This window comes from Sphaerotilus mobilis (assembly GCF_004216565.1).
In the GTDB taxonomy this organism is placed as follows: domain Bacteria; phylum Pseudomonadota; class Gammaproteobacteria; order Burkholderiales; family Burkholderiaceae_C; genus Sphaerotilus; species Sphaerotilus mobilis.
The window spans coordinates 680978-701583 of record NZ_SGWV01000009.1 but is presented as its reverse complement, the minus strand read 5'-3'; the positions used below and the strand labels follow the sequence as shown (position 1 = coordinate 701583).

Genomic DNA, 20606 nt, shown 5'->3' with positions numbered 1-20606 from the left:
CACCATGAAGCGTCCCACCCGTCCCGCCTCGCCGGTCCGCCCGCTCGCGACCGCCCTCGTCGGCGCCCTCGCTGCGCTGGCTGCCGGCACCGCCGCCGCGTCGCCCAGCGGCGTGGTCATCAGCCAGATCTACGGTGCCGGCGGCAATGCCGGCGCGGTCTACAACCAGGACTACGTGGAGCTGCACAACGCCACCACGGTGCCTGTCAGCGTGGCCGGCTGGTCGATCCAGTACGCCTCGGCGACCGGGACGGGCAACTTTCAGGCAACGCCGTTGCCGGACCTCACGCTGCAAGCCGGCCAGTACCTGCTGGTGACGCTGGCCAGCGGTGCCAACGGCGTGGCGTTGCCGGTCGCCGGTGACACGAGCGGCACGCTCAACCTGTCGGGCACCGCAGGCAAGGTGGCGCTGGTGCGCAGCGCCACCGCGCTGGCGTGCAACGGCGGCTCGACGGTCTGCAGCGCCGAACAGGCCGGGCTGATCGAGGACCTGGTCGGCTTCGGCACGGCCAACTTCTTCGAGACGGCGGTCGCCCCGGCCAGCAGCGCCACGCTGGCCCTGCTGCGCGCGGCCGATGGCTGCACCGACAGCGACAGCAATGCGGCGGACTTCATCACCGGTGCGCCGCTGCCTCGCCACGGCGCCAGCCCGGCGCTGACCTGTGCCGGCGGGCCGGTCAACCCGCCCCCTCCGCCACCTCCGCCCCCGCCCCCGCCGCCCCCGGTCGAGCCGATCCTGACGCCCATTCCGGCGATCCAGGGCAGCGGCGCCGTCAGCACCTGGGTCGGCCAGACGCTCACCACCCGGGGCGTCGTCACGCTGCTGACCAACAACGGCTACTTCGTCCAGGACCCGGTGGGCGACGGCGATCCGCTGACCTCGGACGGCCTGTTTGTGTTCACCGGCGCCGCACCGACCGTGACCGTGGGCGCGCTGCTGGAGATCACCGGCCGCGTCAGCGAGTTCAACACCGGCGCGGCCAGCAACCCCGCGACCGCCAGCCGGCCGGTCACGCAGCTGGTCAACAGCAGTGCGCGGGTGCTGGGCAGCGGCACGGTCAACCCGGTCTCGATCAGCCTGCCGCTGGACTCGCACGACGCGCTGGAACGCCACGAGGGCATGCTGGTGGACATCGTCGGCAGCAGCCTGACGGTGGCTCAGAACTTCTTCCTCGGCCGCTATGGCCAGCTCACGCTGAGCGCGGGCGAGCGGGCCCTCACGCCCAGCAACGTGCATCGCCCGGGCACCCAGGCGATCGCCGATCTGGCGGCCGAGAACGCGCGCCGCTTCCTGCTGCTCGACGACGGCCGCACGGTCCAGAACCCGAACCCGATGCCCTACGCCGCCGCCGATGGCACGGTGCGCGCGGGGGACCGCCTGATCGGTTCGCTGACCGGTGTCATCGACTTCGGCCTGGCCACGAATGCCAACACCGGCATCGCGCTCTACAAGCTGCACCCGACGGTGGCGCCGCAGTTCGAGCGCAGCAACCCGCGTCCGGCCACGGCGCCCGAGGTCGGCGGCAACCTGCGCGTGGCCAGCCTCAACGTGCTGAACCACTTCACCACCTTCACCAACGGCAACACCGCCGCCGGTGCCAGCGGTGCAGGCTGTGCCCTGGGCGGGGTGGTCGCGGCGGCCAACTGCCGTGGGGCCAGCAACCTGGCCGAGTTCGAGCGCCAGCGCGAGAAGACGCTGCAGGCCCTGCTCGGCCTGGACGCCGACGTGGTCGGCCTGATGGAGATCCAGAACGAAGGCAACGTCGCCGTCGACGACCTGGTCGCCGGCCTCAACACCCGCGCCGGCGCCGGCAGCTGGGCCAGCGTGCCGGTTCCGGCCGAAGGCACTGGCAGCGACGCGATCCGTGTGGCCCTGATCTACCGGCCGGCCCGCGTCAGCCTGGTGGGCCTGCCGCAATCGGACGTCGATGCCGTCAACAGCCGGCCGACGCTGATCCAGACCTTTGCCGCGCTGAACGGCGAACGGTTCGCAGTGGCGGTCAATCACCTCAAGTCCAAGGGCTCCTGCCCGACGCCGGTGGAGGACCCGCTCAACATCGACCTCGGCGATCTGCAGGGCTGCTGGAACGCGCTGCGGGTGCAGCAGGCCGCACGATTGCATGACTTCGTCGCCGCGCACCGCGCCGCGACGGGCGTCGACGATGTCTTGCTGGTCGGCGACTTCAACGCCTATGCCCAGGAAGACCCGGTCCACACGCTGGCCGGGCTGGGCTGGATCGACCAGGTCGCGCGTTTCGAGCCCATCCCGGGCACCGGCTATTCCTACGTCTTCGACGGCGCAGCCGGGCGTCTGGACCAGGCCCTGGCCAGCGCCACGCTGAGTGCCAAGGTGACCGGCGCGGCCGAATGGCACATCAACGCCGACGAGCCCTCGGTGCTGGACTACAACCTCGAGTTCCGCCAGCCGGCCTGCGCCAGCTGCGCCCCGGACGGCTGGATGCCGGACGTCTATCGCGGCTCGGACCATGACCCGCTGCGCATCGGCCTGAGCCTGGTCAAGCAGATCGAGGCACCGCTGCGCGGCAACGTCACCGGCACGCCGGGCGACGACCGCATCGTCGGCGGCGCGCTGCGCAACGTGATCGACGCGGGCGGTGGCGACGATGTGCTGATCGGCAACGGCGGCCTGGACAGCCTGCGCGGCGGCGCTGGGCGCGACGTCTTCGTCTACGAGCGCTTGCTGCATGCCGGCGACGTGATCCAGGACTTCGTGCCCGGACAGGACCGGCTCGACCTGCGTGGCCTGCTGGGCTCGCTGGGCATCGATCCCGACAGCGCCTGGGCCGGCGGCCAGCTGCGTCTGGTGCGTGTGGGCCGTGACACCCAGCTGCGCATCGACCTGGACGGCAGCGCCGGCCGACTGCCGGCACTGCCCTACCTGACCCTGCGCAACGTCGCACCGACCGGTCTTGCGGTCGAACGTGACGTCATCCTGAAATGAACCGGCCGAACCCTCGCATGAACCCTTCCACTGGCCCCTCGACGGCCCATTCGGCGACATCACCGGACGCCACCGGTCGTCGCAGCTTCCTGCAGGGTCTGGCTGTCGGCGGCATGGCCCTGGGCACGCTCGGCCTGGCCGGCTGCGGCGGCGGTGACGATGCCGAGCCGGTGCAGTACCGGCACGGCGTGGCCAGCGGCGATCCGCTGGCCGACCGCGTCATCCTCTGGACCCGCATCAGCCCGGAGCGAGATCCGGCCGCCGTCGACGTGCGCTGGGAGGTCGCCGATGCGGCCGACTTCAGCCGCGTCGTCGCCCGTGGGATCGAACGCACCGATGCCAGCCGCGACTGGACCGTCAAGGTCGACGCCACCGGGCTCGCGGCCGGCTCGCGCTTCTGGTATCGCTTCAGCGTCGGCGACCGGCGTTCGCCGGTGGGCCGCACGCGCACGCTGCCCAGCGGCTCGGTCGCCCAGGTCAGGCTGGCGGTGTTCTCCTGCGCCAACTACCCGGCCGGCTACTTCAACGTCTATGCCGAAGCGGCCCGGCGCGACGACCTCGACGCCTGCGTCCACCTCGGCGACTACCTCTACGAGTACGACCGGGCCGGTTATGCCAGCGCCACCGCCAGCGCGCTGGGCCGCGAGGTCTTGCCGGCCGGCGAGCTGCTGACGCTGGCCGACTACCGCACCCGCCACGCCCAGTACCGCGGCGATGCCGACCTGCAGGCCCTGCATGCGGCCGCGCCGATGATCGCCGTCTGGGACGATCACGAGATCGCCAACGACGCCTGGACCGACGGAGCCGAGAACCACACCGCGCCCGCCGAAGGCCTCTACGCCGATCGCAAGGCCGCCGCCTTGCAGGCCTGGCATGAGTGGTTGCCGGTGCGCACCGGCAGCGATCGCGGCACGATCTACCGCAGCTTCGATTTCGGCAACCTGGTCTCGCTGCACATGCTCGATACCCGGCTGGCCGGCCGGGCGCTGCAGATCGACGTCGCCGACTACCTCGGTGCCGGGGGCGCCTTCGACGCGGCAGGCTTCACCACCAGCCTGAGCGACCCCGCCCGCAGCCTGCTGGGCAGCACACAGACAGCGTGGCTGCAGCAGCAGCTGACGGCATCGACCGCCACCTGGCAGGTGCTGGGCCAGCAGGTGCTGATGGGCCGCATGAACATCCCCGCGCCCATCCTGTTCGAAGCGCTGACGCCGGGCACCGGCGTGAGCGTGTCGGCCTACGGCGCGATCGCGGCCAAGGCCGCGACGGCGCCGCTGACGCTCACCCCCACCGAGCAGGCCATCCTGGCCCAGCCCAGCCTGCCCTACAACCTGGACGCCTGGGACGGCTACCCCGTCAACCGCGAGCAGGTGCTGGGCGCAGCGAGGACTCTGGGCAAGAACCTGGTCGTGCTGGCCGGCGACACGCACAACGCCTGGGCCTCGGACCTGGACGATGGCGCGGGCAACCCGGTGGGTGTCGAGTTCGCGACCTCGTCGGTCAGCTCGCCCGGTTTCGAGACCATCCTGACCGACGACCCGGCGGCGCTGGCCGCAGGTCTGACCCAGCTGATCGGGCCGCTGCAGTACTGCGACACCGCCCGGCGCGGCTACCTGCTGGTGACCGCGACGGCGGCCGAATGTGTCGCCAACTGGGTCTATGTCGACACGGTGGCCTCACGCACCTACACCGTCGACGCCAGCACGAGCCGCAAGGTGCTGGCCGGCGCGGTCGGGCGCCGCGTCGTGGCGGCCTGAAGCCGCCGCGACGCCGCGCGGGCGCGTCAGTGCCCTGTTGCCGCGCCGATCCAGTCCAGCCAGAGCGCTTGCACGGGGGCATCGCGCAGCCAGTCGGCCGGGTCGGCTGCGGCGTCAGGCCCGAAGGCCTGGAGCCGCCGGACGAGCGCCTCGGTGCGTGCGACCAGGTCCGGCTCGGTGCCCCGCTCGCAGAGTTGAACAAGGCCCGCCTGCGCCCAGCGTGCGTGGTCCCGGCGGTCGGCGCTGGCGCAGCGCGGATCGACCCGATCGGACAGGTTCGCCAGGACTGCGGCCAGCGTCTTCGCCAGAGCCGGCATCGGCGCGCGGCCGTCCCCGGTCGCTGGCAGCGCATGGGCCGGACCGACCACGAGGCCGCTGGCCAGCCGCTCGCCACGTTCGGCCTTGGAGCGCACATCCAGCCAGAGCCCGTGTTGCGCGACCCAGGTGCGCGCCTCGGCGAGCAGGCCGGCAACCGGTCCGGCCTTGAGCTCGAACTCCAGTTCGTGCAGCGGCCAGACCGCCGCGCCGGCGCGGATCTCGCCCAGATCCAGCGCCAGCTCGATCGTGGCGCCACCCTGTTCGACATGGCCCAGCGTGCGCGACACGTCGGTCTCGAAGCGGCAGGCCAGCCGGTCGGCGGCATCGCCCAGGGCGCGCCGCAGCGCCTCGCCAGCGGCGTTGCCGTCGTGACGCGACAGGTCCAGCAGCGGCGCGCGGGCGGGGTCGGCGCCATCGAGCACGACCTCGTGATCGAGCCGCTGCAGCATGCCGTCACCGCGCCCCTTGAGGGTCTGCACCCAGCGATCCCCTTCCAGCCGCAGACGCAGCGCCATCGCGGCGTAGCCGAGGCGACGGTCGGGCGTGTCGAAGTAGCGGGCCCGCAGGCGCAGCCCCCCGGCGGCGACGGTGGCCAGGGCCTGACGGACACCGGGCAGTCGCTCGGGCGGGATCTGGAACTTCAGTTCGGTCTCGAACATGGCAACTTCCGTCTGCAACGTCAGTGAGGTCAGGTCAGGTCAGGTCGGGTCAGGTCAGTAGTGCGGCGGCAGCTCGTCGCGCAGGCTGCGGGTGCCGGGCGCGCTGGTCTGGTCATCGGCCTGCTGGCGCAGCCGCGTCAGCTCGCGCACCAGCAGGTCGATCTGGCGGGCCTGCCCGATCACGACGGTGTTGAGGTGCTCCACCAGGTCCTCGGTGTAGCTGAGCTTGACCTCAAGGTCGGTCAGGCGCTGGTCGATCTGTTCGGGCGTCATGGCCGGCATTCTCGATGGCGTGCATGACCTTGTCGTTCCGGATGTTCAAGCCAGGGACCGCCCGATAGACTGGCCGTTCAGCGCTTTCCCCTCCTCCATGAACGAACCACGGCTCATCGTCGGCATGCACCTCGCGCGCAGCGTGCGGGGTCGCCCGTGCGCGCCGCCGGACGCGGCCTGAGCCTGTCCGTGTGCCGGCGCACTGGCGCGCCGGCTGTTTGCGTTCCGCCGTTCCGCCGTTCCGGCATTTGTCATCCATGGAGGACTTCCATGTCCGCAGCCGTTCCCGCATCCGTTCCCGTTTCTGTTCCCACACCCGCCACCATCGACAACCCGATGGGCCTGATGGGCTTCGAGTTCGTCGAGTTCGCCTCGCCCACCCCCGGCCTGCTGGAGCCGCTGTTCGAGCGCATGGGCTTCACGCTGGTCGCCCGTCACCGCAGCAAGGATGTGCTGCTCTACCGTCAGGGCGGCATCAACTTCATCGTCAACCGCGAGCCGCGCAGCCTGGCCGGCTACTTCGCCGCCGAGCACGGGCCGAGCGCCTGCGGGCTGGCCTTCCGGGTCAAGGACTCGCACCGGGCCTACGCGCGGGCGCTTGAACTCGGCGCCCAGCCCATCGAGATCCCGACCGGACCGATGGAGCTGCGCCTGCCGGCCATCAAGGGCATCGGCGGCGCGCCGCTCTACCTGATCGACCGCTTCGACAGCCCCCCACCCCCCGAGGGGGCCGAACCGACTTCGGGCGGCAGGGCGTCGGTCCAGGAAGGCAAGTCCATCTACGACATCGACTTCGAGTTCATCGAGGGCGTGCCGCGCCGCCCGGTCGGCCATGGCCTGCAGCAGATCGACCACCTGACGCACAACGTCTACCGTGGCCGCATGGCGTTCTGGGGCGGGTTCTACGAGCGGCTGTTCAACTTCCGCGAGATCCGCTACTTCGACATCCAGGGCGAATACACCGGCCTGACCAGCCGTGCGATGACCGCGCCGGACGGGCTGATCCGCATCCCGCTGAACGAGGAATCGGGCAAGGGCGCCGGCCAGATCGAGGAGTTCCTGATGCAGTTCAACGGCGAGGGCATCCAGCACGTGGCGCTGTCGACCGCCAACCTGATCGACACCGTCGACGCGCTGCAAATGGCCGGCATCCCGCTGATGACCGCCCCCAACGACATCTACTACGAGATGCTGGCCGAGCGCCTGCCCGGCCATGGTGAGCCGGTGCCCGAACTGCAGGCCCGCGGCATCCTGATGGACGGCTCGACCGCCGGTGGCCAGAAGCGCCTGCTGCTGCAGATCTTCAGCCAGCCCCTGCTGGGCCCGGTCTTCTTCGAGTTCATCGAGCGCAAGGCCGACGAAGGCTTCGGCGAGGGCAACTTCAAGGCCCTGTTCGAGTCGATGGAGCGCGACCAGATCCGGCGTGGCGTGATCCAGCCGACGTGAACAGGGCCCCGGCTGCGGCAAGCCGCAGCCGGGGCCCCGACAGACGCGTCCTCAGCCGCGCAGCGTGCGGTTGAACAGCGCCAGCGTGCTGGTCCAGGCCTGCGCCGCTGCCTTGGCATCGAAGCGCGGCGTGGTGTCGTTGTTGAAGCCGTGCTGCGTGCCCGGGTAGACCTGGGCGGCGTGGCGCACGCCGGCGGCCTTCAGCGCCGCCTCGTAGGCCGGCCAGCCGGCGTTGATGCGCTCGTCGTTTTCGGCGTAGACGATGAACAGCTCGGCCTTGATCTTCGCGACCTGATCGGCCGCAGGCGCGGGCCCGTAGAAGGGCGCACCGGCGACCAGGTCAGGCAACTGGGTGGCCAGGAAGTTCACCATGCCGCCGCCGTAGCAGAAGCCAACGCTGCCGAGCTTGCCGCTCGCACCGGCGAGGCTGCGGGTCCAGGCCGCAGCGGCCAGGAAGTCCTGCCGGATCTTGGTCTGGTCGAGCTTGCCAAAGGCCTCGCGCGCCTTGTCCTCGTCGCCGGGATAGCCGCCCAGGGCGGTCAGGGCATCGGGCGCGACGGCGATGAAGTTGTCCAGCGCCAGACGCCGGGTGATGTCCTCGATGTGCGGGTTCAGGCCACGGTTCTCGTGCACGACCAGGATCACGGGCAGCGGGCCGCTGACGTTGGCCGGCCGGCAGACATAGGCCTTGATCGAGCCCGAACCGTTGGGCGAGGCGATGGTCACGGTCTCGGTCTTCAGCCGCGCATCGTCGGGCTTGACCTGTTGGGCGCTGACGAAGTCCGGGCTGAGTGCGGCCAGCAGCGCCACCGAGGTGGTGCCCGCCACCGCCGCATATCGACCGGCCTGGTCAAGGAAACCGCGCCGGTCGAGCAGGCCGTGCACGTATTGGTCGAACAGCTTCAGGACGGCCGGATCGAAGTCGGCCGAAGTCAGGCGGCGAGGGGCATCGGACAGATCAGACATGGATAGGCTCCCGGGTGAGTTGGAGGCCCGGGTTGTACGTGAGCACACAAGGCCTTGTCACCCGCAGGCCCACCGACGGCCACGACAAGTTGTCGGCCCAGTTGGGGGTGACTTCAGCCCAGTCTCAGGGCCATTACGCCACCCACGATGACGGCGGTGCCGACACCCCGCTGCCAGCCGAAGGGCTCGCGCAACAGCACGGCACCGATCAGGGCCGCGAACAGCACCGAGGTCTCGCGGACGGCTGCGACCGTGGCGACTGGCGAGCGCGTCATGGCCCACAGCGCGATCCCGTAGCTGCCGATCGACGCCAGCGTGCCCAGCGAGGCCAGCGGCCAGCGTCCGGCCATGTAGCGGCGCACGGGGCCGAGGTCGGCACGCCGCTGCCACAGCACCAGGCCGAGGTAGGGCAGGCCGTCGAACAGGAACAGCGCCGCGATGTAGGGCCCGGGCTCGCCGGCCGCCCGCACGCCGATGCCATCGACCAGGGTGTAGGCGGCGATGAAGCCGGCGTTGCCGAAGGCGAACAGCAGTGCCCGACGGCGCCGGACGCGGTCTTCGGCGCCGTCCGGGCCCGGGCGCAGGCGCTGGCGCGACAGGCCCAGCGTCAGCACGCCAAGGCTGATCGCGGCGATGCCCAGCCAGGCCAGCGGCGAGAGCGTCTCGCCCAGCAGCGTCGAGCTGGACAGGGCCACCAGCAGCGGCGCGCTGCCACGCATGATCGGGTAGGTCAGGCCCAGGTCGCCATGGCGGTAGGCCCCGGCCAGCGCCACGTAGTAGCCGATGTGGATCAGCATCGATCCCGCGATCCAGGGCCAGGCTGCCGGCGGCGGAGGGCCCAGCCACAAGAGCGCCGGCACGGCCACGAGCGTGGCCATGCCATGGATCAACGCGGTGTCGAGTGTCTTGTCGGCCGAGGACTTGATCAGCGCGTTCCAGCCCGCGTGCAGCAGCGCGCCCACCAGCACGGCCAGCAGCACCGCGGCGGACATGTCGGGCATGGCGGGCATGTCGGTCCTGGCCACGCCTCAGACCGGCGAGCGGCGCCGCGCGGTCCGCGCGACCGCCTCGACCGGCTCGACCGCGTCGGCGTTCGCGCCAGCGGGCGGCGCGCTCGCCGCCTGCGTGGCCAGGTGGCGCTGCCAGGTCCGCTCGCGGCTGTTCATGACGTGGTCGTGCATGGCCCGGCCGGCGGTCTCGACGTCGCCGGCCGAGATGGCCCGCACGATCTGTCGGTGCTCGCGGGCATAGACCGCCATCGACTCGGGCGTGAGGTTCTGGCGCCGGTGCAGGCGCAGCTCGTTGGTGAGCTTGCGGTAGGTCGACGCCAGCTTGGCGTTGCCCGCCAGTTCGAGCAGGCGGTCGTGGAACTGCAGGTTGTGCAGGTGGAAGGTCGCCGCATCGCCGGCCTTGGCCGCCGTCTCCATCACCTCGACGAACTTGCGCAGCTCGCGCGCCTGCGCGGCGCTCACGGTCTCGGCCAGCTTGCGGCCGACGTGCTGGTCCATCAGGGCGCGGACCTCGAAGATCTCCAGCACCTCCTCGATCGGCAGCTCGCGCACAAACGTGCCGCGGTTCTTTTCGGTGCGCACCAGGCCGGCTTCCTCGAGCATGCGAAAGGCCTCGCGGATGGGACCGCGCGAGACGCCCAGCCGGGCGACCAGGTCGGCCTCGGTGAGCTTGGCGCCGGGTGCCAGCTCGCCCTCGAGGATCAGGCGCTCGACCTCGGCCTGCACCAGGGTGGCCAGTGACGTGCCTTGCAGCAGGGCGATGTTCTCGGTCGACATGGCGGTTCGGATCAGGTGGGCGAGGCCGGATTATCGGCCGCGACGCCACCGGGATTCATCTTGACGATCGCAGATTGTCAACAATCCACAACCTTCAATCGACGAAAACGGCTCGTGGCGACCGTCGATCCCGGTCTGACACCAACGTGTCATCTGCTGCTCCTACAACGACGGACATCCACCCAACGGAGCTCTCGATGACTCGCCTGAACATCCTCCGCAGCGCCCTCGCCGCCGCGCTCGTCCTGGCCTTCGGTGGCGTCGCCCACGCCCAGAAGACCACGCTGACCGTCTACACCGCGCTGGAGACCGACCAGCTCAAGGCCTATCAGCAGGGCTTCAACGCGGTCAACCCGAACATCGACATCAAGTGGGTGCGTGACTCGACCGGCGTCATCACCGCCAAGCTGCTGGCCGAGAAGGCCAACCCGCAGGCCGACGTGGTCTGGGGCGTGGCTGCGTCCAGCCTGGCGCTGCTCAACCGCAACGGCATGCTCGAACCGTATGCGCCGCTCAACCTCGACGCGATCATGTCGCAGTACCGTGACAAGAAGAACCCGCCGGCGTGGTTCGGCATGAACGTGTTCGGCGCGACGGTCTGCTTCAACACCGTCGAGGCGGCCAAGCGCAACATCGCCATCCCGACCAGCTGGAAGGACCTGACCAAGCCCGAGTTCAAGGGTCAGGTCGTGATGCCCAACCCGGCCTCGTCGGGCACCGGCTACTTCGACGTGGTCGCCTGGCTCGCGCTGTTCGGCGACAAGGACGGCAAGGGCGGCGGCTGGGAATACATGGATGCGCTGCACGCCAACATCGCCCAGTACACGCACTCGGGCAGCAAGCCCTGCAACATGGCTGCCGCCGGCGAGTACGTCGCGGGCATCTCCTTCGAGTACCGCGCGCAGTCCAACAAGCTCAAGGGCGCACCGATCGAGCTGGTGTTCCCGAAGGAAGGCCTGGGCTGGGACCTGGAGGCCTTCGCGATCCACAAGGGCACCCGCAACATCGAGGCCGCGCGCAAGCTGGCCGACTGGGCGTCCAGCAAGGACGCGATGACGCTGTACGGCAAGAACTTTGCGTTGACCGCCCAGCCCGGCGTCGCGCCCAAGCTGCCCAACATCCCGGCCGACTACGAGACGCGCCTGATCAAGCTGGACTTCGAGGAATCGGCGGCCAACCGCGAGCGCGTGCTGGCCGAATGGCTCAAGCGCTACGACAGCAAGAGCGAAGCCCGCAAGTGAGCGCCTCGCCCTGCCTGGTCCTGGAAGGCATCCACAAGCACTGGGGTGACTTCAGGGCGCTCGACGGCATCGACCTGACGATCGCGCGCGGCGAGTTCGTGTGCTTCCTCGGCCCCTCGGGCTGCGGCAAGACCACGCTGCTGCGCATCATCGCGGGCCTCGAGACCCAGAGCGCCGGCAGGCTGGTGCAGGAAGGCCGCGACATCTCGCGGCTGCCGCCGGTGGAACGCGACTACGGCATCGTCTTCCAGTCCTACGCGCTCTTCCCCAACCTGACCATCGGCGAGAACGTCGCCTATGGCCTGGTCAACGGCGGCGGCTCGCGCCAGGCGATCGCACGGCGGGTCGACGAGCTGCTCGACCGGGTCGGCCTGTCCGGCAGCGAGGCCAAGTACCCGGCGCAGATGTCGGGCGGCCAGCAGCAGCGCGTCGCGCTGGCGCGCGCGCTGGCGACCTCGCCGGGGCTGCTGCTGCTCGACGAGCCGCTGTCGGCGCTCGATGCCATCGTGCGGGTGCGGCTGCGCAACGAGATCCGCGCGTTGCAGCGCCAGCTGGGCGTCACCACCATCATGGTCACGCACGACCAGGAGGAGGCGCTGTCGGTGGCCGATCGCATCGTGGTGATGAACGGCGGGCGCATCGAGCAGGTCGGCACGCCGCTGGAGATCTACCGCGAACCGGCCACGCCTTTTGTCGCCGACTTCGTCGGCAAGTGCAACCGCCTGGAGGCCGTTGCCGAGGGCGGCGGCTGGTATCGCAGCGGCCAGTTGCGCCTGCCGGCCCGCGCGTCGACCGAGCCGGCAGCCGGCACGCCGGTGACGCTCTACCTGCGTCCGGAGGACCGCCGGCTGGAGGGGCTGGACGGGCTCGACCCGGCCACGCCTGGGCTGTGCCAGGGCCGCGTCGACGCGGTCGAGTTCCTGGGCGGCAACTGCCTCGCCTCGGTCCGGGTCGACGGCCTGCCCGAGGGCAGTGCGCCGCTGCTGCTGCAGTTCTCGCTCAACCAGATGGACGAGTTCGGCGTGCAGGCCGGACGCACGCTGCGCTTCGCGCTGCGCACCGATCGCCTGCGGGTGTTCGAGCGGGCCGAAGGTCAAGCGGCATGAGCGACCTGCCGCTGACCCGCGCCTGGCACGCCAACCGCGCGCCGCGCCTGCACGCGACGGCGCCGGACCGCCTGATCCAGGCCTTGCTGCTGGCCGTGCTGGCGCTGCTGCTGGTCGGCCTGGGTGGGCCACTGGCAGCCATCCTGGCGCAGGCTTTCACGCCGGCGAACGGGATGGGCAAGGTCGCCACGGACGCGGCGGTGGGCGCGGCCGTCCCGCCCGCCGGCTGGGCCGTTGCGCTGGCCGGGCTGCGCGACTACCTGGCCTCACCGGCCCTGCTGCGCAGCCTTGGCAACAGCCTGTGGGTGTCGGTGCTGGTGACGCTGATCGTGCTGCCGCTGGCCTTTGTCTTCGCCTATGCGCTGACCCGAAGCGCCATGCCCTTCAAGGGCCTGCTGCGCGCCATCACGCTGCTGCCGCTGCTGGCACCCTCGCTGCTGTCGGCCATCGCGTTGATCTACTGGTTCGGCAACCAAGGCCTGTTGCGCGACGCCTGGCGCGCGTTGGGCTTCGACGGCATCTACGGCGTCTCGGGCATCGTGGTGGCCGAGTGCTTCGCGGTCTTCCCGCATGTGCTGATGATCCTGGTCAGTGCGCTGGGTCTGGCCGATGCGCGGCTCTACGAGGCGGCCGACGCGATGGGCACCTCGGCCTGGCGCAAGTTCTTCACCATCACGCTGCCGGGCGCGCGTTATGGCCTGGTGTCGGCGGGCATGGTCAGCTTCACGCTGGTCATCACCGACTTCGGCATCCCCAAGGTCATCGGCGGCAACTACAACGTGCTGGCCACCGACGTCTTCAAGCTGGTGATCGGCCAGCAGGACTTCCAGCGCGGCGCCATCGTCGCGCTGCTGCTGCTGCTGCCGGCGCTGCTGAGCTTCGGCGTCGACCACCTGGTGCAGCGCCGCCAGACCGCCATGCTGTCGGCCCGCGCGGTCACGCTGGTGCCGCAGCCCTCGCCCGGCTTCGACCGGCTGATGTTGCTGGCCTGCGGGCTGATCGCCGGCCTGATGCTGTCGTTGTTCGGCATGGCGGTGTTTGCGTCCTTCGCGACGCTGTGGCCCTACAACCTGACGCCCAGCCTGGCCCACTACGTCAGCGGCCTGGTCGATGCCGAGCTGGACGTGGCCCTGTTCAACAGCCTGAAGCTGGCCGCTGGCACCGCGCTGATCGGACCGCTGGTCGTGTTCGCCGGTGCCTGGCTGCTGGAGAAGACCACCGTGCTGCCCGGGGCGCGCGCGCTGCTGCGCCTGCTGGCGTTGCTCCCGATGGCGGTGCCGGGCCTGGTGCTGGGCCTGGGCACCATCCTGTTTTTCAACGCGCCGGCCAATCCGCTGCACGGCCTCTACCAGACGGGCGCGCTGCTGGTGCTGTGCACGCTGGTCCATTTCTACACGACCGGCCACCTGACGATGACGACGGCGCTCAAGGCCATCGACCCGGAGTTCGAGGCCGTCTCCGCCTCGCTCAAGGTGCCGCTGCACCTGACCTGCTGGCGCGTCACCTTGCCGATCTGCCTGCCCACGCTGATCGATGTCTCGCGCCACTTCTTCATCAACGCGATGACGACGGTCTCGGCGGTGGTCTTCCTCTATTCGCCCGACACGCGGCTGGCCTCGGTGGCCATCCTCAACCTCGACGAGGCCGGCGAGACCGGCGCGGCCGCCGCGATGGCGGTGCTGATCACCGCCGTGTCGGCCACCGTCACGGTGCTCTACCTGCTGCTGGCCCGTTGGGCCCAGCGGCACACCCAGGCCTGGCGCCAGCCGGCCGGACCACGCTGAAACCCATCACCATGGATCGCGACAACATCCTCCTGACCCCCGGGCCTCTCACGACCACGCTGCGCACGAAGCTCGCGATGCTCAAGGACTGGGGCTCCTGGGACGCCGACTTCAACGCCCTGACCGCCGACCTGCGGCGCCGCCTGCTGGACGTGATCCACGCGGCCGACAGCCATGTGGTCGTGCCGCTGCAGGGCAGTGGCACCTTCAGCGTCGAGGCGGCCGTCGCCACCGTGGTGCCGCGCGACGCTCACCTGCTGGTGCTCGACAACGGGGCCTACTGCCAGCGCATGGGCAAGCTGGCCACGCTGATGGGCCGGCGCACGACGGTGCACAGCCGCGCCGAGGACCAGCCGATCTCGCCCGCAGAACTCGAAGGCCTGCTGCGCGCCGACCCCAGCATCAGCCACGTCGGCCTGATCCACTGCGAGACCGGCACCGGCGTGGTCAACCCGCTGGCCGAGATCGCCGAGGTCTGCGAGCGGCTCGGACGCGGCCTGATCGTCGACGCGATGAGTTCCTTCGGTGCGCTGCCGATCGACGCCCGCACGATCCGCTTCGACGCCCTGGTCGCCGCCAGCGGCAAGTGCCTGGAGGGCGTACCCGGCATGGGCTTCGTCTTCATCCGCCGCGACCTCGTTGACGCCTGCGCCGGCAACAGCCACTCGCTGGCCATGGACCTGCAGGACCAGCACGCCTACATGCAGCGCACGGGCCAATGGCGCTTCACGCCGCCGACCCATGTCGTCGCCGCACTGGCCGAGGCGATGCGCCAGTTCGCGGAAGAAGGCGGCCAGCCCGCCCGGCTGGCGCGCTACCAGGACAACTGCCGCACGCTGGTCGACGGCCTGGGCGCACTCGGGCTGCGCACCTTCCTGGCGCCCGAACTCGTCTCGCCCATCATCGTCACCTTCCACGCGCCGGCCGATGCGCGCTACGACTTCCGGGCCTTCTACGCAGCGGTCAAGGCGCAGGGCTATCTGCTCTACCCCGGCAAGCTGACGCAGGTCGAGACCTTCCGCGTCGGCTGCATCGGCGCCATCGGCCGCCTGGAGATGCAGCAGGCGGTCGACGCGGTCGGTCGCACGCTCGCCGCGATGGGCTTGCCGGCGGGCCGCGCATGAGCCGGACCTGAGCCTCCACGCATCCAGAGACGATCGCCATGAACACGACCTTGCCTTCCCCCGACACCACCCTGGCCGCCGTCGTCTTCGACTGGGCCGGCACCGTCATCGACTTCGGCTCGCGCGCACCGATGGGTGCCTTCGTGCAGCTGTTCGCGCGCCATGGCGTAGAGCTCAGCATCACCGAGGCGCGTGGCCCGATGGGCATGGCCAAGTGGGACCACATCCACGCCCTGGGCCAGCTGCCGCGCATCGCGGCGCAATGGCAGTCACGCCACGGCCGGCCATTCGGCAACGCCGACGTCGACGCGCTCTACGAGGAATTCACGCCGATGAACGCGGCCGTGATCCCAGCCCATGCCGACCTGATCCCCGGTGCGGTCGAGACCGTTCAGGCGCTGCGCGCGCGCGGCCTGAAGATCGGTTCGACCACCGGCTACAACCGGCCCATCATGGACGTGCTGCTGCCCTTGGCCGCGCAGGGCGGCTTCGCGCCGGACAACCTGATCTGCGCCGGTGACCTGGCCGCCGGCCGGCCCTCGCCGCTGATGATGTACCGCTGCTTCGCCGACCTGGGCGTCTGGCCGCCGCACCGTGTCGTCAAGGTCGACGACACCGGCGTGGGCCTGCAGGAAGGCCGGGCAGCCGGCTGCTGGGCGATCGGCGTGGCCGTCAGCGGCAACGCGGTGGGCATGGGCCGCGAGGAATGGCAGGCCACCGCGCCAGCCCAGCAGGCCGTGCTGCGCAAGCGCGCCACCGAACGCCTGCTGGCCGATGGCGCCCACCTCGTCATCGACAGCGTGGCCGACCTGCTGCCGGCACTGGACGGGATCGAGGCCCGGCTGGCGGCGGGCGAGCGACCCTGATCAAGCCTTGCGCGGGTCCTGGCCTGCGCCCGCCGCTGCGGCCGCCCGCAGCTTGTCCTTCTTGCTCGGGCGCCGTCCCTTGATGCCGCCGTTGCCGTCGACCGGTGGCGGGGGGGCGACCTCGGTCGGCTCGAAGCCGGGCAGCACCTCGCGCGGGACGCGCTGCTGCTGGCGCTTCTCGATCAGGCGGAAGTGGGCCTCGCCGGCCGGCGGGACGAAGCTGATCGCGGTGCCGGCCGCGCCGCCCCGGCCGGTGCGGCCGATGCGGTGCACATGGTCGGCCGCCGCGCGCGGCAGGTCGTAGTTGACGACCAGCGGCAGGCCGGCGATGTCCAGGCCGCGCGCGGCCAGGTCGGTCGTCACCAGCACACGCAGGCGCTTGAGGCGGAAGTCGGCCAGCACGGCATCACGCCCGCCCTGACTCATCTCGCCGTGCAGCGGCGCGGCGTGCAGGCCTTCCAGGCTCAGCTTGTGAGCCACCCGCTCGGTGGCCATGCGGGTGCCGACAAAGACCAGCACCGCATCCCACTCGGGGTGATCGGTCAGCAGGCGGCGCAGCGCGCCGGTGCGGCGGGTGCTGTCGACCACGAAGGCCCGTTGCTGGATGTCCGGGTGCGGCAGCGCGACCGGGGCGGGCTCGGTCGCTGCGTGGCCGGCGGCGGCGTCGACCCGCGCCGCATCGGTGCCGTCGCCGCTTAGGTCGATGCGCTGCGGGCGCGTCAGCAAGGCATCGGCCAGGCCGCGCACCGACTCGTCCAGCGTGGCCGAGAACAGCAGCTGCTGCAGCGTGCGGCCATCGGCGCGCGCGCGCAGCGGCGGCAGGCGGCTGCGGATGGCGGCCCATTCTTCGGCAAAACCGAGGTCGAGCAGGCGGTCGGCCTCGTCGAGCACCAGGACGGACAGCGCCTGCAGGCGCAGGCCGTTGTGGTCGAGCAGGTCCAGCAGCCGACCCGGCGTGGCGACGACCACCTCGGCACCGCCACGCAGCGCCATCAGCTGCGGGTTGATCGACACGCCACCGATCGCGGTGACGACCTTGGGCGCGTCGGGCAGGCGCCGGGCCAGGGCCTCGATGACGCCGCCCACCTGCTGCGCCAGCTCGCGCGTGGGCAGCAGCACCACCGCCTGGGTGCGACGCGGCCAGGGCCGGCGCGAGACCTGCAGCCCCTGCAGCAGCGGCAGGGCATAGGCCAGCGTCTTGCCCGATCCGGTCGGCGCGCGGCAGAGCAGGTCGTCGCCACGCAGCACCGCCGGAATGGCCAGGCTCTGGACGGGGGTCGGGACGCGCAGGCCCTCGTCGGCAAGGGCATGCAGCAGATCGGGCGCGAGGCCCAGCGAGGCAAAGGACATGGGGGTTCCAGGGTGGCCGCGGTGTGGCGGCCGAGCGCCGCACACCGGAGCGCGGATTGTGACGGGCGGGCACGTGGGCCGACCGTGTGCACTTTTTCCGGATCGGGCCGGCCACGTCCTTGGGTTCGGGGGAGCGCCACACACGGCCAAAACCTAGGGTTTACACTGATCATGCTGCGCCGCAACATGAAGGCGTCGCCTTCCATCCACGTTCTCCACGAAGGAACCGCCATGTCTTCCAAGCACCTCGCCGCCGCCACCCTGTTCGCCGCCATTTCGGCCACCGCCCTGCTGGCCATGGCCAGCACGCCGGCCGAAGCCGCGCTGCCCTTCAGCCACCCGGCCACGCAGGCTCGCCAGACCCAGGCGGGCAACCCGCGCCAGGCCGACGCGGGCATCGACGCCAACACCTTCATCGTCCAGCCGCCGGCCAGCGTGAGCTGGACGGTCGCCCCGGCGCCGGTGCTCAGCACGGCCGCACGCTGATCGAGGCCTGCGCGCATCCCGCCCGGATGCGCAACGGCATGGCGTTTGCTCAAATGCACCCGCCATGTCCCTGCCCCCACTTGCCGGCCGTCCGCGCCGGGCTGCTGCCGCCGCGTCCAAGGACGACATCCACGCGCGGATCTACACCGCCATCGTCGAACACCGCCTGCTGCCCGGCACCAAGCTGACCGAGGAGCGGGTGGCCGAGCTCTTCCACGTCAGCCGCACCCAGGTGCGCGGCGTGCTGCAGCGGCTGGCGGTGGAGCAGCTGGTCACGCTGATCCCCAACCGGGGCGCCTTCGTCACCACCCCCAGCGCCGCCGAGGCGCTGGACGTGCTGGAGGTCCGCCGCACGCTCGAACCGGGCATCGTGCGGCGGCTGCTGAGGCGGCTGGCGCAAGGCCAGGCACGCGATGCCGTGCGGCGCCTGCGCGCGCTGGTCGAGCGTGAGCACCAGGCCCATGCAAGGGGCGACCGACGCGCCGCCGTTCGCCTGTCGGGCGAGTTCCATGTGCTGCTGGCCGAGCTCAGCGGCAGCGGCATCTCGCACCGGATGATGCGGGAGCTGACCCCGCTGACCTGCCTGGCCATCCTGAGCTTCGAGGCCCCCACCGCAGCGGCCTGCCCGAACGACGAGCACACCCACCTGATCGACGCCATCGAGGCCGGCGACGTCGAGCGCGCCTGCCAGCTGATGGACCACCACCTGGCCCACATCGCGCTGGCGCTGGGTCTGCTGCCCGACGACGGCCACGAGGCCGCCGTGGACGACGACCTGGCCACCGTGCTGCTGGGCTGATCAGGCCCGCGTCAGGCCTGCATCAAGGGCGACACCGGCTGCGACCCCAGCACCTGCTCGGCCTGCCAGGCCAGCCGCAGCACGAGGTCGTCGCGGAACCGTGGCGCCGCGATCTGCAGGCCCACCGGCAGACCGTGCCGGCCGACGCCGCAGGGCAGGGACAGCGCCGGCAGCCCGGCGTAGTTGAACCAGGGCGTGAACGCGGCATGACCGCGCGGGCCGGCCGGCAGGCCGCCGATGGTGGCCGGGCCCAGCGCACCGATCGCCCAAGCCTCGACCGGCGAGACCGGGCACAGCAGCGCGTCGACGTCGGCAAACAGGGCCTCGAAGCGGTGGTGGATCTGCTCGCGCAGGCGCAGCACCTCGGCGACGCGGGGGCCGCTCAGCGCCAGTCCCAGCTCGATCTGGGCACCGATGTCGGGGTCGAACAGCTCGGGCTCGCGCCGCCAGCGTGGCCCATGCAGCTGCGCCAGACCGGCCTGCTGCAGGGCGATCAGCGGGTACTCGCGGGCGGCCTCGGGCCAGACAGGATCCACCCGCTCGATCTGCCAGCCGGCCTGCCGCAGGCGCTCGATGGCGGCCTCCAGCGTGGCCAGCACGTCGGCATCGATCGGGTAGCCACAACCCAGCCCCGGTGACCAGGCCAGCCGCAGCGGCGGCAGCGGCGCTTTCAGGTCAACCAGCAGCCTGGACCGGTCGAAGGCCGGGCTGGACAGCGGATCGGCCGGCGACCAGGCGCTCAGCAGGTCCAGCATCCAGGCGACGTCCTCGACGTCGCGGCCGATCTGGCCGATCACCGACAGCAGGTGGTTGGGGTCGTCGAAACCCCAGGGGTTGGGCACGCGGCCCAGCGTGGGCTTCATGCCGACCAGACCGGTGTGGGCGGCCGGGCGGCGGGTCGAACCGCCGGCATCGGTGGCCAGCGCCAGCGCGCCGATGCCAGACGCCAGCGCCGCGACCGCGCCACCGGACGAGCCGCCGGGCGTGCGGTCCAGATCCCAGGGGTTGCGGGTGACGCCGTGCAGCGGCGTCGCGGTGATGCCCTTGCAGGCGAACTCCGAACAGGCCGTCAGCCCGAGTGCAACGCCGCCCAGCGCGCGCAGCCGCGCCACACACCACGAGTCCTGCGGTGCGATGAAGTCGGCGTAGACCTTCGAGCCGAAGGTGGCCGGCCGGCCCGCGATCCAGAGGTTGTCCTTGACGGTGTAGGGCACCCCCGCCAGCGGCAGGTCCTCGCCGGCGGCGAGGCGGCGATCGACCGCCCGGGCCTCGGCCAGCACCCGGGCCGGGTCGTGGTCGACGAAGGCGTTGAGCTGGGGCTGCAGCGCCGCGAGGCGCGCGCACTGGGCCTGCGCGATGGCCTCGGCGCTGAGCCGGCCGGCGCGCACGGCGGCGGCCAGCGCACGGGCCGGCCAGCGGTGCAGCGGCAGGTCCGGGTCGGGCGCGGTCAGGGAGACGGGATCGGCGGCGTTCATGCGGTGGCTCCAGGTCGGCGCGGGCTGCACCAAGGCGGGTCTGTTTTGTATCCAGTACGGTGCGTCGATGGAGACCATCTGCAACCGTCACTGGTTTGCGCCGGATCCGATTGCAAGTCCGATTCCATAGCGAATCATCTGGAACATCAGGGGATATCCGAGGCGTGAAGCGGCCCTGAAGATTGGATACAAAACGACGAAGCAAGG

General features: G+C 71.1%; 17 protein-coding genes. 10 read left to right on the top strand and 7 right to left on the bottom strand.

From position 1 onward, the window contains the following. The first annotated feature begins 4 nt into the window (after window positions 1-4). Both EV685_RS12450 and EV685_RS12445 read left to right on the top strand, forming a co-directional pair. The gene (locus EV685_RS12450; protein ID WP_130482320.1) at window positions 5-2962 is read left to right on the top strand and encodes an ExeM/NucH family extracellular endonuclease; all 2958 of its coding nucleotides are present in this window, start codon (window positions 5-7) and stop codon (window positions 2960-2962) included. A gap of 17 nt (window positions 2963-2979) precedes the next feature. Next, window positions 2980-4719 (top strand): alkaline phosphatase D family protein, encoded by a 1740-nt coding sequence (locus tag EV685_RS12445; RefSeq protein ID WP_130482319.1) that lies wholly within the window; start codon window positions 2980-2982, stop codon window positions 4717-4719. Window positions 4720-4745: 26 nt separating this feature from the next. Here the strand turns inward: EV685_RS12445 and EV685_RS12440 are convergent, their stop codons facing one another. Together EV685_RS12440 and EV685_RS12435 are read right to left on the bottom strand one after the other, a co-directional pair. After that, entirely contained in the window at window positions 4746-5696 is a 951-nt protein-coding gene (locus tag EV685_RS12440) for a CYTH domain-containing protein (protein WP_130482318.1), read from the bottom strand. Between the two features lie 54 nt (window positions 5697-5750). Then, the gene (locus EV685_RS12435; RefSeq protein ID WP_338054450.1) at window positions 5751-5969 is read right to left on the bottom strand and encodes a SlyX family protein; all 219 of its coding nucleotides are present in this window, start codon (window positions 5967-5969) and stop codon (window positions 5751-5753) included. 270 nt (window positions 5970-6239) lie between these two features. Here EV685_RS12435 and EV685_RS12430 point away from each other — a divergent pair, with 270 nt between their 5' ends. Then, window positions 6240-7415 (top strand): 4-hydroxyphenylpyruvate dioxygenase family protein, encoded by a 1176-nt coding sequence (locus EV685_RS12430; RefSeq protein ID WP_130482316.1) that lies wholly within the window; start codon window positions 6240-6242, stop codon window positions 7413-7415. Window positions 7416-7466: 51 nt separating this feature from the next. Here EV685_RS12430 and EV685_RS12425 read toward each other — a convergent pair whose 3' ends face one another. From EV685_RS12425 to EV685_RS12415, 3 genes are all read right to left on the bottom strand, one after another. After that, window positions 7467-8381, bottom strand: a complete 915-nt coding sequence (locus EV685_RS12425) for a dienelactone hydrolase family protein (protein WP_130482315.1) — start codon at window positions 8379-8381, stop codon at window positions 7467-7469. A 113-nt stretch (window positions 8382-8494) separates the two neighbouring features. Continuing rightward, window positions 8495-9382 (bottom strand): EamA family transporter, encoded by an 888-nt coding sequence (locus EV685_RS12420; protein ID WP_242615549.1) that lies wholly within the window; start codon window positions 9380-9382, stop codon window positions 8495-8497. Window positions 9383-9409: 27 nt separating this feature from the next. Next, complete coding sequence (locus tag EV685_RS12415; protein WP_130482313.1) at window positions 9410-10168, bottom strand: phosphonate utilization associated transcriptional regulator; 759 nt, start codon at window positions 10166-10168, stop codon at window positions 9410-9412. A 197-nt stretch (window positions 10169-10365) separates the two neighbouring features. On the opposite strand from EV685_RS12415, the gene EV685_RS12410 reads away from it, so the two are divergent. From EV685_RS12410 to phnX, 5 genes are read left to right on the top strand one after another with little or no spacing between them, the layout of a single operon-like run. Beyond that, on the top strand, window positions 10366-11409 hold the full coding sequence (locus tag EV685_RS12410) for a putative 2-aminoethylphosphonate ABC transporter substrate-binding protein (RefSeq protein WP_130482312.1): 1044 nt from the start codon (window positions 10366-10368) through the stop codon (window positions 11407-11409). Then, a complete protein-coding gene (locus EV685_RS12405) occupies window positions 11367-12515 on the top strand; it encodes a putative 2-aminoethylphosphonate ABC transporter ATP-binding protein (RefSeq protein ID WP_130482311.1) in 1149 nt (382 codons plus the stop codon). The genes EV685_RS12410 and EV685_RS12405 overlap by 43 nt, the downstream gene beginning before the upstream one ends. Next, entirely contained in the window at window positions 12512-14299 is a 1788-nt protein-coding gene (locus EV685_RS12400) for a putative 2-aminoethylphosphonate ABC transporter permease subunit (protein ID WP_130482310.1), read from the top strand. The genes EV685_RS12405 and EV685_RS12400 overlap by 4 nt, the downstream gene beginning before the upstream one ends. Window positions 14300-14304: 5 nt before the next feature. Then, entirely contained in the window at window positions 14305-15423 is a 1119-nt protein-coding gene (locus EV685_RS12395) for a 2-aminoethylphosphonate--pyruvate transaminase (protein WP_420820829.1), read from the top strand. 38 nt (window positions 15424-15461) lie between these two features. Next, on the top strand, window positions 15462-16289 hold the full coding sequence (gene phnX, locus EV685_RS12390; RefSeq protein ID WP_130482308.1) for a phosphonoacetaldehyde hydrolase: 828 nt from the start codon (window positions 15462-15464) through the stop codon (window positions 16287-16289). Here phnX and EV685_RS12385 read toward each other — a convergent pair whose 3' ends face one another. Further along, window positions 16290-17639, bottom strand: a complete 1350-nt coding sequence (locus EV685_RS12385; RefSeq protein WP_130482307.1) for a DEAD/DEAH box helicase — start codon at window positions 17637-17639, stop codon at window positions 16290-16292. It abuts the gene before it with no gap. A gap of 231 nt (window positions 17640-17870) precedes the next feature. On the opposite strand from EV685_RS12385, the gene EV685_RS12380 reads away from it, so the two are divergent. Both EV685_RS12380 and EV685_RS12375 read left to right on the top strand, forming a co-directional pair. Next, window positions 17871-18125, top strand: coding sequence for a hypothetical protein (locus tag EV685_RS12380; protein ID WP_130482306.1), 255 nt, complete (start codon window positions 17871-17873; stop codon window positions 18123-18125). 64 nt (window positions 18126-18189) lie between these two features. Further along, the gene (locus EV685_RS12375) at window positions 18190-18924 is read left to right on the top strand and encodes a GntR family transcriptional regulator (protein ID WP_130482305.1); all 735 of its coding nucleotides are present in this window, start codon (window positions 18190-18192) and stop codon (window positions 18922-18924) included. 11 nt (window positions 18925-18935) lie between these two features. Here EV685_RS12375 and EV685_RS12370 read toward each other — a convergent pair whose 3' ends face one another. Further along, window positions 18936-20399: an amidase gene (locus EV685_RS12370; protein WP_130482304.1), complete on the bottom strand. Its 1464-nt coding sequence runs from the start codon at window positions 20397-20399 to the stop codon at window positions 18936-18938. Window positions 20400-20606: the final 207 nt, after the last annotated feature.